General features: G+C 67.8%; 13 protein-coding genes. 4 read left to right on the top strand and 9 right to left on the bottom strand.

The genetic code is table 11. The annotated features are described in order from the left end of the window. Window positions 1-35: 35 nt before the first annotated feature. Both pcaQ and AC0KUR_RS00245 read right to left on the bottom strand, forming a co-directional pair. Window positions 36-1,022 carry a pca operon transcription factor PcaQ gene (gene pcaQ, locus AC0KUR_RS00240; RefSeq protein ID WP_034191582.1) on the bottom strand — a complete coding sequence of 329 codons (987 nt, stop codon included), beginning with the start codon at window positions 1,020-1,022 and terminating at the stop codon, window positions 36-38. Window positions 1,023-1,099: 77 nt separating this feature from the next. Further along, window positions 1,100-1,837 carry a helix-turn-helix domain-containing protein gene (locus AC0KUR_RS00245; RefSeq protein WP_069705293.1) on the bottom strand — a complete coding sequence of 246 codons (738 nt, stop codon included), beginning with the start codon at window positions 1,835-1,837 and terminating at the stop codon, window positions 1,100-1,102. Between the two features lie 120 nt (window positions 1,838-1,957). Here AC0KUR_RS00245 and AC0KUR_RS00250 point away from each other — a divergent pair, with 120 nt between their 5' ends. The 3 genes from AC0KUR_RS00250 (at window position 1,958) to pcaG (ending at window position 4,115) form a co-directional block, all read left to right on the top strand. Further along, on the top strand, window positions 1,958-2,533 hold the full coding sequence (locus AC0KUR_RS00250) for a YiiX/YebB-like N1pC/P60 family cysteine hydrolase (RefSeq protein WP_034191584.1): 576 nt from the start codon (window positions 1,958-1,960) through the stop codon (window positions 2,531-2,533). Window positions 2,534-2,810: 277 nt separating this feature from the next. Next, on the top strand, window positions 2,811-3,518 hold the full coding sequence (pcaH, locus tag AC0KUR_RS00255) for a protocatechuate 3,4-dioxygenase subunit beta (RefSeq protein WP_473375158.1): 708 nt from the start codon (window positions 2,811-2,813) through the stop codon (window positions 3,516-3,518). A 3-nt stretch (window positions 3,519-3,521) separates the two neighbouring features. Beyond that, the gene (gene pcaG / locus AC0KUR_RS00260; RefSeq protein ID WP_034191585.1) at window positions 3,522-4,115 is read left to right on the top strand and encodes a protocatechuate 3,4-dioxygenase subunit alpha; all 594 of its coding nucleotides are present in this window, start codon (window positions 3,522-3,524) and stop codon (window positions 4,113-4,115) included. A gap of 429 nt (window positions 4,116-4,544) precedes the next feature. On the opposite strand, the gene AC0KUR_RS00265 is transcribed toward pcaG, so the two are convergent. After that, entirely contained in the window at window positions 4,545-5,324 is a 780-nt protein-coding gene (locus AC0KUR_RS00265; protein WP_034191586.1) for an AraC family transcriptional regulator, read from the bottom strand. 142 nt (window positions 5,325-5,466) lie between these two features. Between AC0KUR_RS00265 and AC0KUR_RS00270 the strand changes: the two genes are divergently transcribed. Beyond that, on the top strand, window positions 5,467-6,246 hold the full coding sequence (locus tag AC0KUR_RS00270) for an alpha/beta fold hydrolase (protein WP_069705292.1): 780 nt from the start codon (window positions 5,467-5,469) through the stop codon (window positions 6,244-6,246). 35 nt (window positions 6,247-6,281) lie between these two features. Here the strand turns inward: AC0KUR_RS00270 and AC0KUR_RS00275 are convergent, their stop codons facing one another. From AC0KUR_RS00275 to AC0KUR_RS00300, 6 genes are all read right to left on the bottom strand, one after another. Beyond that, complete coding sequence (locus AC0KUR_RS00275; protein WP_473375159.1) at window positions 6,282-7,109, bottom strand: M55 family metallopeptidase; 828 nt, start codon at window positions 7,107-7,109, stop codon at window positions 6,282-6,284. After that, complete coding sequence (locus AC0KUR_RS00280; RefSeq protein WP_473375160.1) at window positions 7,106-8,188, bottom strand: DmpA family aminopeptidase; 1,083 nt, start codon at window positions 8,186-8,188, stop codon at window positions 7,106-7,108. The genes AC0KUR_RS00275 and AC0KUR_RS00280 overlap by 4 nt, the downstream gene beginning before the upstream one ends. Beyond that, window positions 8,188-9,081: a glutathione ABC transporter permease GsiD gene (gene gsiD, locus AC0KUR_RS00285; RefSeq protein ID WP_473375161.1), complete on the bottom strand. Its 894-nt coding sequence runs from the start codon at window positions 9,079-9,081 to the stop codon at window positions 8,188-8,190. Before gsiD ends, AC0KUR_RS00280 begins: the two co-directional genes overlap by 1 nt. A 7-nt stretch (window positions 9,082-9,088) precedes the next feature. Continuing rightward, window positions 9,089-10,009: a glutathione ABC transporter permease GsiC gene (gene gsiC / locus AC0KUR_RS00290; protein ID WP_034191591.1), complete on the bottom strand. Its 921-nt coding sequence runs from the start codon at window positions 10,007-10,009 to the stop codon at window positions 9,089-9,091. A gap of 67 nt (window positions 10,010-10,076) precedes the next feature. Further along, window positions 10,077-11,639: a glutathione ABC transporter substrate-binding protein GsiB gene (gsiB, locus tag AC0KUR_RS00295; RefSeq protein WP_473375162.1), complete on the bottom strand. Its 1,563-nt coding sequence runs from the start codon at window positions 11,637-11,639 to the stop codon at window positions 10,077-10,079. A gap of 129 nt (window positions 11,640-11,768) precedes the next feature. Continuing rightward, complete coding sequence (locus AC0KUR_RS00300) at window positions 11,769-13,673, bottom strand: dipeptide ABC transporter ATP-binding protein (protein ID WP_473375163.1); 1,905 nt, start codon at window positions 13,671-13,673, stop codon at window positions 11,769-11,771. Between the last annotated feature and the right edge of the window lie 9 nt (window positions 13,674-13,682).

A 13,682-nucleotide genomic window follows, 5' to 3' on the forward strand; every position in this document is an offset into this window, starting at 1 on the left:
CGGATCGCATCGCACGGCCCGTGCAGCCCGACGGATCAATCGCCGTTGCGGGCTGGCTTGCGCGCGGGACGTGGCGCGCGGTGCGCGCCCGCCTCGCCGAACCGCGACCGCGCAATGTCGCGCACCGCGTCGATCAGCGTTCGCGCAACCGGCGACGGCTGCGCATCGGTACGCAGCACGAGCCCGACCGGCTCGTCGGTGCCCGCGGACGGCAGCGGCAGGCGCGCCAGCGCACCGGCCGACAGGTCGTATTCGGCTGCATAGAGCGGCACGAACCAGACTGCGTCGTTCTCGAGCGCCAGCGCGCGGGCGACCGATACCGACAGCACCTCGATGAACGAATCCAGCGGCGGTGCGCCGCATGCGCCGAGCAGTTGCTCGGCCGACTGCCGGATCAGCGTGCCGAACGGCGGCAGCACGACCGGATAGCGTGCGAGTTCGGCAGCGGGCGCCGCGCTCGCGAGCAGCGGATGCCCGGCCCGCACCACCGCGACGAGCGGCTCGTTGTACAACTGCTCGAACGCGAGCCCGATCATCCGCTCCGGCTCCGACAGGCGCCCGATCGCGCACTCGATCGCGCCGGATTTCAGGCGCTCGAGCAGATCGGCGTTCGCGGCCGTCGCGATCCGCACGACGACGCGCGGCCAGCGTGCGGCCAGCGCCTTCATCAGCGCGGGCGCGAGCGAGGCCGCGACGGTCGGCAGCATGCCGATTTCGAGCGTCGCCGCGGCGGCCCCGCCCTCGCGCGCGAGCAGCCCGACGCCTTGCCGCAATGCCAGCACGCAGGCGTTCGCGTGCGGCATGAACAACCGCGCTTCGCGGGTCGGCTGTGCACCCTGCCGGCCGCGTTCGAACAGCTTCACGCCGAGGATCGCCTCCAGTTCGGCGATCGTCTTCGACACGGCCGGCTGCGTGATCGACAGGCTTTCGGCGGCCTTCTGCACGCCGCCCAACTGCGCGACCGCGAGAAAACACTGCAGGTGCCGGAACTTGACGCGGCCGTCGGCGATACGATTATTCATAACGGGCGGTTATGCAGATGACGATGAAATGCCATTTTGCATAACTTTCCGGATAGCCCCAAGCACTCGGCGCGATATCACGTGCCGCGTCGCAGCGCGTGGAACCCCGCTGGCTCCCAGATCCGCTTCGCGATCAGCAGGCCCGTGCCATGCTTCTGCCCGAGCGGCGCGGACGACGATTCCGCATGCAGCGCGGCCGCCTTGTTGCGCAGCCGGCGCAACTCCAGTTCGAGCTCCGCGGCGGCGGCCTCGGTCAGCATCCCTTGCGAGAACGTCATCGTCTCGCCGGCGCCGTCGAAGCGGCTGTCGAGAAAATCGCCGAGCGCATGCGCATGGAAGTACCGGCGGATCGGCCCGCCCGGCAGCCAGTCGAAGTCGCGCGCGACGCGCACGCGAATCCGGTCGCCCGGCAGCAGCGCGACGACGTTCATCCGGTCGAGCATCAGCAGGTATTTCACGCACTCGGCCTTCGTCACCTGATAGGCCGACACGATGTCCTGCACGGTCCAGTAGTTGATCGCGCAGACGGCCACGAGCAGCAGTTTCTCGTCCGACACGAGCAGCGCCTCCTGCTGTTCGGTCAGCACGTGCAGCCGCGGCGCCGATACCGACGCCTCCTGCACGAGCTCGGCCAGCGTATAGCCGAGCAGTTGCGCGATCTCCGCCAGACGCTCCAGCGTGAACCGGCCGCTGGCGAACAGCCGTTTCACGCTCGTCTCGGAGACGTCGAGCACCCGCGCGACGTCGCGGTAGGTCATGCCCTGCGCCTTCAACTGGCGCTTCAGCGTGTCGATGAGTTGGGCGGTTTCGGTCATTTTGGTATCGAAAAATGATGCTCCAGGTCGAATATTAGGCTACTCGCACAGGCAAATTAACATTTATCGTTACTTGTCCGCATAATCCGCTCCGTCCTGTCACTCGACGACGAAGCCGAAATGACCACCCGAACCGAAACCGCCGCGTACCCACCGCATGACACAGCCCCGCGCGAGGCACGCGACACCGATCGCACGTTGCCGCTTGCGACCGTCCGCACGCTGGCCGCCGGCGCGCATGTCGGCGATCTCGTATTCATCCGCGTGCCGGCAAGGGCGCCGAGCGACGCGGCAGGCACGACGGCTTCGGCGGGTGCGTGGACCAACCGCTTCGGCATCGTCGTCGATACGTCGGGCGACGAACCGGTGATCGCCGAATCGGCTGCATTGGCGTGGACGAAGCTCACGCCGCTGTCGCGCTTCGTCGCCCATACCGAAGGCGGGCGCATCGCGCTGGCACGCCGTATCGCGGCGCCGTCGGCCGACGCTCAGCGCCAGACGCACGCGATGGCCGAACAGCGCATCGACGCACTGCTCGGCCATCGCTTCAACCCGCGGGTGCGGCGCGGATTCTGCGCGCAATACGTATTCGACGTGCTGGGTGCCGAGCGGACCGCGACGCCGGCCGCGCTGTTGCGCAGCGACGCGCTGTCGCTCGAATTCGACGGGATCGTGTTCGATCCCGCCCGCCGCTGACAACGGGCGCGCTCAGGGAGACCGCATAACGACAAGAACAAACGACAAAAAATAGCGACGGGCTGGCTGGAGGGCCGTGCACGGGGTCGTCATCGACGACGCGAAGCCCGATCGCTTTCATCCGCCGGACAGGCATCCTGTCCGGCGGATTTTTCATGGGCGTGTCGAACATAACGAATGGTTATGCGTCCGACGAAAAAAGGTCATTTTGCATAACTTTCCGGATTGGCTAAAGTCTTGCCATCCACTTTGCGAAAAACCTAACAGGAGACGCCCGATGGATTCCCCCACGATCCTCACGCCGCGCGACTGGCCGTCGCATCCGGCCTATGTCCACCCCGAGTACCGCTCGTCGGTGAAGCGCGGCCCGACCCGCCCGCTGATCCCGCTGAAAGAGAAGCTGCGCGACCAGTACGCGCCCATCTACGGCGCCGAGGATCTCGGCGCGCTCGACCACGACCTGACGAAGAACGCCGTGAAGAACGGCGAGCCGCTCGGTGAGCGCATGGTCGTCACGGGCCGCGTGCTCGATGAAGGCGGCAAGCCCGTGCGCAACACGCTCGTCGAGGTGTGGCAGGCGAACGCGGCCGGCCGCTACGTGCACAAGGTCGACCAGCACGACGCGCCGCTCGACCCGAACTTCCTCGGCGCCGGCCGCTGCCTGACCGACGACGAAGGCCGCTACCGCTTCCTGACGATCAAGCCCGGCGCGTATCCGTGGGGCAACCATCCGAACGCGTGGCGCCCGAATCACATCCACTTCTCGCTGTTCGGCGATTACTTCGGCTCGCGTCTCGTCACGCAGATGTACTTCCCCGGCGATCCGCTGCTCGCGTACGACCCGATCTTCCAGGGCACGCCCGAGGCCGCGCGCGATCGCCTGATCTCGCGCTTCTCGATGGACATCACCGAAGAAGGCTATGCGCTCGGCTACGAATTCGACATCGTGCTGCGCGGCCGCGACGCCACCCCGATGGAGCGCTGAACCATGACGACGCTGAAGCAAACCCCTTCGCAGACGGTCGGCCCGTACTTCGCGTACGGCCTGTGCCCGCAGCAATACGACTATGACCTGAAGAGCCTGTTCACGCCGACGATCGCCGCGGCGCACGCCGAAGGCGAGCACGTGCTGCTGGTCGGCCAGGTGTTCGACGGCGACGGCAACGTCGTCGGCGACGCGGTGCTCGAATTCACGCAGGTGGACAGCGCGGGCCGCTACCCGGCCTCGCGCGCCGACATCGCGGCCTCCGGCTTCACGGGTTTCGCGCGGGTCGGCACGGGCACCGACGCGCAACAACGCTTCGTCGTCGAGACGGTGAAGCCGGGCCGCATCGCCGCCGACGAGGCACCGCACATCAACGTGACCGTGATGATGCGCGGGATCCTCACCCATGCGTTCACGCGCGTGTACTTCGACGACGAAGCCGCGGCGAACGCCACCGACCCCGTGCTGAACGCGGTGCCGGCCGAGCGCCGCGCGACGCTCGTCGCGAAACGCGACGCGCAACCGGGCCGTCCGGTCGTCTACCGCTTCGACATCCGCATGCAGGGGCCTGACGAAACGGTGTTCTTCGACGTTTGACGCTTGCGCCGGCACAGGCCGGCGTCGCACGCAACCGCCCGCCGCGTGGCGCGATACCGACAGGCATCGCATCACGCGGCGTTTTTCATGCGCCGTCGCCATCATTCGATGATGCGTCGCATCGTGGCGCGTGGCGGCCGCGAATGCCTGTTGGCCGTGGCGTCTTGCCCCGACTTCAAACGCGTGATCGAAACGCATGCTGCGACCGCACATGGATCGTCGAACCAACGGGATATCGTTTGCGCGTTATGCGGCGTATCCTTCGTTATCTGCAACGAGCAACAAGGATTAAATCTGAAGAGGCAACAATTACACAGGTAATGCGCGAAACGGCCCAACGGGTTGTTCGCGCATTTTTTTCTGACCGAGTGCCTTTAAACGCGTCCGACCGAATTTGGCGGGCGCGTATTTTTTTGCGGTTGCGGCCGGCTAGCGCCGAATCTCCAGATACCGGCTCGGCGTATCGCCGAGGATGCGGCGGAACGCCGACGTGAACGCGCTTGCGCTCGCATACCCGAGATCGAGCGCGACGCGCGTCACCGGCTGCCCGTCGGTCAGGCGGGCAATCGCCGCGAGCATGCACACCTGCTGGCGCCACGCGGCAAAACTCACGCCCGTCTGCGCGCGGAACTGCCGCGTGAACGTCCGCCGGCTCACGCCCGCGTCGGCCGCGACCTGGTCGAGATCGGCCGCGATCGACGGCGACGCGAACAGGTGCCGGCACACTTTCGCGAGCCTTGCATCGGACGGCAGCGGCGCATGCAGCGACAGGCGCGGCATCGTCGCGATTTCCGCGACCAGCAGGTCCATCAGCTTGCCGGCACGCCCGTCGACGTCGTACAGGGCCGGCAGGTCGATCGCGTCGTCGATCAGTTGCCGCAGCAGCGGCGACACGCCATAGACGCCGCACTGCCCGGGCAAACCGGCCGCCTGCGCGGCATCGGCGGACACGAACGTGTTGAGCATCGTGACCGGCCCGGTCATCGTCATTTCGTGCCGCACGCCGGCCGGCACCCAGCACGCGCGCTGCGGCGGTACCAGCCAGCGCCCGTGCGGCGTCGACACGCTGATCGTGCCGCGCGACGCGAACGCGAATTGCCCGCGCCCATGCGCGTGCTCCGGAAACGTCGTGCCGGCCGCATAGTCGTTGGCGGTCACGACCACGCTCCGCGGAAGGTGTTCGTAGGGATCTAGCAGCGTATTTCTCACGGCCCGAATTCCATCATCAATGACCCGATATCGAAGGCGGGTCGCCTTCGATCGATCTACGATCCGCTCCACCGTTGCGCGGCCTCCCGGCCGCAAGACCCGTCGGCCTGATCGGCCGGATTGCAACCTCATCGGAGCGGACATGCCGAATACGTTTCATCGCGTGGGGGACGGCCCCCACCCTGTTCTCGTGCTGCACGGCTGGTTCGGCGACGCCCGCGCATTCGACCCCGTCGAAGCGTGGCTGTCGCGCGAGCATTTCAGTTATGTCTTCATGGACTACCGAGGCTACGGCCGCATGCGCGACGCACGCGGCGACTATACGATCGACGAAATCGCCGCCGACACGCTCGCGCTCGCCGACGCGCTCGGTTTCCCGACCTTCAGCCTCGTCGGCCATTCGATGGGCGGCATGGCGATCGAGAAGATCGCCGCCATCGCGCCCGACCGGGTGCGCGCGCTGGTGCCGATCGCGCCCGTGCCGTGCGGCGGCCTGCCGTTCGACACCGCACGACGCGCGTTATTCGAGCGCGCCGCCGACCACGTCGCCGATCGCCGAACCATCATCGACCGCAGCACCGGCGGCCGCCTGCCCGCCGCCTGGGTCGAGTGGAAAGCCGCGTATTCGGCAGCCTGTTCGTCGGCGCAGGCTTTCGGCGCGTACTTCCGCGCGTGGGCCGATACGGATTTCAGCAGCGAGATCGCCGGTACGCATCCGGTCAAAGTGCTGATCGGCGAACACGATCCGGCGTTCGACGCGGCGCTGATGGCCCGCACCTACCTGCGGCGCTATCCGCTCGCGACCGTCGACGTGCTGCGCAACGCGGGCCACTATCCGATGAACGAGACGCCGCTCGCGCTGGTCGCGGCGATGGAAGCGTTCCTGCTCGCCGCGACGGCCCGCCCCGCCGTCGTCGACTGACCGGCCGCACGCACGCGGCATCGTGGCGGCGCGCATCACCGCAGCATGAACGACATGGCCGACAGGCTGTTCAGCGTGCGCACCACGTGCTCGACCGACGGCCCGTCGAAGCGCAGCGTCACCGCATCGACGCGCTCGAGCGACGGCAGCACGCCGAACAGGTCGGCCTGCGCGGCCGTCTGCACGCGCAGCGTGCAAGCAGCCGGCGCGGGCCGATGCGCACCCGCGCGCCACCCGGCCGACAGCGCGTGCGCGACCGTCTCGCGCGCGGCGGCCGCGATCCGCGCACACGACGCGGAGGGCGTGAGCGTATCGCCGCTCGATGCGCCGCCGGCCGTCTTGACCGTCTCGAAACGCGCATCCGGAAACAGCGGCTGCGTTTCCCCGGCGAACACGTCGTCGCCCGTGGCGAGCGCGACGCGCGCGCCATATTCGTGCGCCAGCGCGCCGTACAGCCCGGCTTCGCCGAGCTCGACGCCGTTCAGCCACACCTGCGTGAACGCGAAGCTGTTGATCGTGTGCGCAAGCACGCCGCGCGTCTGCGATTTCGCGTGATAGCCGATCATGAACACGAGGTCGGGCTGCTGTTCCAGGCCCGCCATCATCCCGAGCATGCGCGGCTTGCCAAGCACGACGCGGGCGCGCGCATCGAGCCCGTCGGGCAGCAGGTTGCGATAGCCGCCGTGCGAATCGTTGACCCACACGGCCTGCGCGCCGCCCGCGAACGCGCCTTCGATCGCCGCGTTCGCCTCGGCGGTCATCCAGCGGCGCGCGCGTTCGTACTCCGGATTACCCGCGCGCGTCTGCTCGATGGCGAATACGCCGGCGACGCCCTCGATGTCGGTCGAGATCAGAATTTTCATGACTGGGTCGGATGCCCTTCGTTATTTTCGTTGAACAAGCGGTCGAGATCGGGCACTGCGTCACGCAGCGATTGCCGCACGTGCCCGTCGCGCCCGGCGACCGTCACGGCCTGCAGCAACGCGTCGGCGATCGCGTGCTCGACGCTTTCGGCCGCGGCCATGAACAGCGGATCGAGCGCCGCATCGGCCACGAGGGCCGGCAACGCGATCGTCGTTGCGTCGTGCGCGATCGTGCAGGCCGTCGAGAATGCAAGCGCGATATCGCCGCTGCCGTGCCCGTAGACGGAACCGGTACGCGCCAGCCCCGCGCCTGCGCGGCGCGCGAGGCGCGACAACTGCCGCGCGTCGAGCGGCGCATCGGTGGCCAGCAACAGGATGATCGAACCCTGCTCGGGCGGCGCCGCATGCGCGGCTTCGGCCGCACGCCGTTGCGCGACGACGTGCCCGAGCGGCAAGCCGCCGAGCGTCAGCATCGGCAGTCGGCCGAAATTCGCGAGCACGAGCGCACCGACCGTGTAGGGCCGGCCAGCCGCGAACGCCACGCGTGATGCGGAGCCGATCCCGCCCTTCAGGTCGAAACACGACATCCCGCGCCCGGCCCCCACCGCACCGCGTGCGACGTCGCGGGAGGCCGTGCGGCACGCGTCGTCGTAATGCGCGGCCGTGACCGCGAATGCCTGGATATCGTTCAGGTAACCGTCGTTGCACTCGAACACGAGCGGATTGACGGTCGACCAGTCGCGGCCGATCCGCGGATTCGCGGCGATCGCCGCACGGATCTGCGCCTGGGCCACCGCGCCGACGCCGAACGTATTGGTCAGCGCGATCGGCGTCTCGAGCGTGCCGAGTTCGTCGACCTGCACGAGCCCGACGCTCTTGCCGAAGCCGTTGATCACGGCGGCCCCCGCCGGCACCTTGCTGCGGTACACGTCGCCCGGATGCGGCTTCACGACGGTCACGCCCGTCTGCACGTCCCCGGCATCGAGCGTGCAATGGCCGACCGTCACGCCCGGCACGTCGGCGATCGTGCCGCGCGGCCCGGCCGGCAACGTGGCACTCCACATCGGCGCCACCCGCATCAGCGGCGCTCCAGCTTCGGATCGAGCGCGTCGCGCAGCCCGTCGCCGAGCAGGTTGAACGCAAGGACGGTCAGGAAGATCGCGAGACTCGGAAAAATGGCGATGTGCGGCGCCGTCACCATGTCCGCGCGCGCCTCGTTGAGCATCGCGCCCCACTCCGGCGTCGGCGGCTGCGCGCCGAGCCCGAGGAACGACAGGCTCGCGGCCGTGATGATCGACGTGCCGATCCGCATCGTGAAGTAGACGACGACCGACGACACGGTGCCCGGCAGGATGTGCCGCACGATGATCGTCCAGTCCGACGCGCCGATGCTGCGCGCGGCCTCGACGTAGGTCATGTGCTTGAGCATCAGCGTGTTGCCGCGCACGAGCCGCGCGAACGCCGGGATGCTGAAGATCGCGACCGCGCAGATCACGTTGACCATCCCGTTGCCGAGGATCGCCACCACGCCGATCGCGAGCAGGATGCCCGGGAACGCGAACAGCACGTCGGCGATACGCATCGTGATGCGGTCCCACCAGCCTTCGTAGTAGCCGGCGAGCAGCCCGAAGAACGTGCCGATCACCGCGCCGAGCGCAACGGAGAAGAAGCCGGCCGCGAGCGAGATGCGGGTACCCGTGACGATCCGGCTGAAGATGTCGCGGCCGAGCGAATCGACGCCGAACCAGTGCACGGCCGACGGCCCCGCGTTCAGCGCGTCGTAGTCGAAATAGTTCTCCGGGTCGAACGGCACGATGTGCGGGCCGACGAACGCCAGCACGACGAGCGCGAGCACGAAGCCGCCCGCGACGAGCGCGACGGTCTGCTTGCGGAACTTGCGCCAGAATTCGCGCCACGGCGTGCGGATCACGCTCGATGCGGCCGGCGCCGCGGTCTGGACAGTCGCGTTCATGCGCGCCTCACTTGAACCGGATGGTCGGGTTGATGACCGCGTACAGCACGTCGACGGTCAGGTTGATCAGGATGAATTCGAGCGAGAACAGCAGCACGATCGCCTGGATCACCGGGTAGTCGCGCATCGTCACCGCATCGACGAGCAGGCGGCCGAGGCCCGGCCAGTTGAACACGACCTCGACGACGATCGAGCCGCCGAGCAGGAAGCCGAACTGCAGCCCCATCATCGTGACGACCGGGATCATCGCGTTGCGCAGGCAGTGCTTGAGCACGACCATCGGCTCGTGCACACCCTTCGCTCGCGCGGTGCGCACGAAGTCCTCGTTCAGCACCTCGACGAACGACGCGCGCGTGAAGCGCGCCATCACGGCCGCGACCGCCGCGCCGAGCGTCAGCGACGGCAGCACGTAGCTCTTCCACGAGCCGTCCGGCACGACCGGCAGCCAGCCGAGCTTCACCGAGAAGACTTCCATCAGCAGCATGCCGAGCGCGAACGCCGGAAACGAGATACCCGACACCGCGATCGTCATGCCGAGACGGTCGGGCCAGCGATTGCGCCAGACCGCCGACGCAATCCCGATCGCCATGCCGAACAGCGTCGACCACACCATGCTGACGAGCGTCAGCATCAGCGTCGGCATGAAACGTTCGCCGATCTCGGTCGAGACCGGCCGCTTGCTGCGCGTCGACGTGCCGAAATCGCCGTGCGCGATCTTCGCGAAGAAATTCACGAATTGCGCGGGCAGCGGCCGGTCGAGCCCGAGATCGGCACGCACGAGCGCGACCGTCGCGTCGTCTGCTTCGGGGCCGGCCGCGAGCCGCGCCGGGTCGCCCGGCAGCAGGTGCACGAACAGGAACACCAGCACCGCGACGATCGCGAGCGTGGGCAGCAGGCCGAACAGGCGTTTGACGAGGAAATTCAGCATGGGGCACCGATCGAATCAGCGCACCGGCGGCTTGCGCCGCCGGCACCGCGTGGCGGGCAAGCCGCCGTCATTTCACCGAGATTTCGTCGAAGTTGAACGAACCGTCCGGCATCACGTACATGCCGTGCAATCGCTTGTTGCGCGCATAGACGATCTTCTCCTGCACCAGGAAAATCCACGGCGCGTCGGTCCACACCTGCTTCTGCGCGTCGGCGTAAAGCGCGGCCTTCTTCGCGCGGTCGGTCGTCTCCAGCGCCTTCGCGAGATCGTCGTCGACGGCGCTGCTCTTGTAGTACGCGGTGTTGTAGAGCTTCGGCGGCGCCGATGCCGACGCGAGCAGCGGCGTCAGTGCCCAGTTCGCTTCGCCCGTCGATGCCGACCAGCCGCTGTAGTACATCCGCACCGGCGCGGCTGCCGGATCCTGCGCGCTCTCGACCTTCGCGACCCGCTCGCCGGCCTCGAGTGCCTGCACGCGCACCTTCACGCCGACCTGCGCAAGCTGCTGCTGGACGAACTGGATCAGCTTCTGCGCCGTCGAATGGTTGTACGCGGACCAGAGCGTCGATTCGAATCCGTCCGGATAACCGGCTTCCTTCAGCAACGCACGCGCCTTCGCCGGGTCGTACGGCCAGGGCCCGAGCTTCGTCCCATATTCGACGCCCATCGGCACCACGCCGGTCTGAGGCGTCGCGTAGCCGGCGAACACGACCTTCGCGAGCGCTTCCTTGTTGACCGCGTAGTTCAGCGCTTCACGCACCTTCGGGTTGTCGAACGGCTTCTGCTGCGTGTTCAGCGAGATGTAGCGCTGGATAATCGACGGCGACTCGATCAGCTCGATCTTCGGGTTGCTCTTGAGGTCGCTCGCCTGCTCGAACGGAATCGTGAACGCGAAATCCGCCTCGCCCGTCTTGATCAGTGCGGCGCGCGTGTTGTTGTCGACCACCGGTTTCCAGTCGATGGTGTCGACCTTCGGATAACCCTTCTTCCAGTAGCCGGCGAATTTCTTCACCTTCATGTCGTCGGTCTGCTTCCATTCGACGAATTCGAACGGCCCGGTGCCGACCGGATGCAGCGACACGTCGCGCCCCCACTTCTTCAGCGCGGCCGGCGAGATCATCACCGCCGACGGGTGCGCGAGCGTATTGATGAACGCCGAGAACGGCTCGCGCAACGTGAACCGCACCGTGGTCGGATCGACCACTTCGGTCATTTCGATCACGCGGAACAGGCCGTAACGCTTCAGCTTGTTCGCCGGGTCGGTCACGCGATCGAAGTTCGCCTTCACCGCGGCCGCGTTGAAGTCGGTGCCGTCGTGGAATTTCACGCCCTCGCGCAGCTTGACCGTGTACACCTTCGCGTCCGGCGACGCCGTGTAGCTGGTCGCCAGGACGTTGACGAGCTTCATGTTTCGGTCGAAACCGAACAGCCCCTCGTAGAACGACTTGACGACGGCCTGCGACACGGTATCGTTCGCGTCGTACGGGTCCATCGTCGTGAACGTCGAGTACACGGCGACCACGACATTCTGCTGCGCGAACGCGGGCACCGCGACCGACAGCGCGAGCGCGCCGGCCCCCGCCGCGAACAGCGCGCGCGGACGGAACATCGGGAACGAATACGGCTTGTTCATCTTGCTGGGCTCCTGTGGATGATTCGGTAACGCGTGGTGGAAATCGCGGCGTGACTGCACCCGCTCGGGATAAAGACGCCGTTGTCTCGCTCGTGCGCAGCTGCGGTCCATATGCAACCTGCCGCGCGCTCAATACGCGCCGCCGACGCGATGCGTCGCGACGTAATGATCGGGGCCGACCGCGACGAGCGGCGCGACGACCGGGTCGTCGCCGATCGCGCGGATCGGGCTCGGGATTTCGTCCGCCGCGAGCTGGCGCGGCGCATGCCGGCGCGCGGGGTCGGCCACCGGCACCGCGCTCATCAGCTTCTTCGTGTACGGATGCTGTGGCGCCTCGAACACCGCGCGGCGCGGGCCGATCTCGACGATCTGGCCGAGATACATCACCGCGACGCGATGGCTGATGCGCTCGACCACCGCCATGTCGTGCGAGATGAACAGGTACGCGACGCCGAGCTCGCGCTGCAGGTCGAGCATCAGGTTGACGATCTGCGCCTGCACCGACACGTCGAGCGCCGACACCGACTCGTCGGCGATCACGACCTTCGGGTTCAGCGCGAGCGCACGCGCGATCGCGATCCGCTGGCGCTGGCCGCCCGAGAATTCGTGCGGATAGCGGCGCGCGGCCTCGGGCGGCAGGCCGACCTTGTCGAGCAGCCAGTCGACGCGCGCCTGCGCCTCGCTGCCGCTCGCGACGCCGTGCACGAGCAGCGGCTCCATGATCGAGAAGCCGACCGTCAGGCGCGGGTTCAGCGACGCGAACGGATCCTGGAAGATGAACTGGATGTTCCGGCGCAGCGCCTGCAGGTCCGCGCCCTTCATCGCGCTGATGTCGCGGCCGTCGAATTCGATCGAACCGCTCTGCGATTCGACGAGGCGCAGCAGCGAACGGCCGGTGGTCGACTTGCCGCAGCCCGATTCGCCGACGAGCGCAAGCGTCTCGCCCGCGCGCAGCTCGAAACTCACGCGCTCGACCGCATGCACGTACTGCGACACGCGGCCGAACACGCCGCTTCTCACCGGAAAGCGCGTGACGAGATCGCGCACGCGCAGGATCGGCGGTGCGGCGCGATCGACGGGCGGCTGCGCATCGTCGTTCGCGGCGGGCGCCGTGGCCGGCGCCGGTGCCGTCGTGCTCGCGTCCACCTTCAGCAACGGGAATTTCTCGGGCGCGTCGGTGCCCTGCATCGAGCCGAGCCGCGGCACGGCCGCGAGCAGCGCCCGCGTGTAGCGATGCGCGGGCGCCGCGAAGATGCGGTCCGACTCGCCCTCCTCGACCTTCTCGCCGCGATACATCACGAGCACGCGATCGGCCACTTCGGCGACCACGCCCATGTCGTGCGTGATGAAGATCACGCCCATGTTCATTTCGTCCTGCAGCCCGCGCACCAGTTGCAGGATCTGCGCCTGGATCGTCACGTCGAGCGCGGTCGTCGGTTCGTCGGCGATCAGCAGCGCGGGCCGGCACGACAGCGCCATCGCAATCATCACGCGCTGCCGCATCCCGCCCGACAGCTGGTGGGGATAACGCGCGAACACGCGGCGCGCTTCCGGAATGCGCACGAGATCGAGCAGCCGCAGCGCTTCCGCGCGCGCTTCGGCCGCGCTCTTCGACTGGTGCAGCGCGATCGCCTCGCTGATCTGGTCGCCGACCGTGAACACCGGGTTCAGCGACGTCATCGGCTCCTGGAAGATCATCGCGATGTCCGCGCCGCGAATGCCGCGCATCGTCGCGGCGCTCGCCTGCGCCAGATCGACGAGCGCGCCGCCGCGGCGCCGGAACGCGATCCGGCCGCCCGTGATCGCGCCGCCGCCGTGCTCGACGAGCCGCATCAGCGCGAGCGACGTGACCGATTTGCCGGAGCCCGATTCGCCGACGATCGCGAGCGTCTCGCCGCGGTCGACGTGAAACGACACGTTGCGCACCGCGTCGAACGTCGCGCCGTCGCGGCGGAACGTGACCGACAGGTCGTCGACGGCCACCACGCGCTGTTCGGGCAGCACGAGGCCGGATGGGGTTCGGCTCGAAGTCATGCGGGGTTC

It is taken from the genome of Burkholderia sp. YHN3-13 (assembly GCF_055810675.1).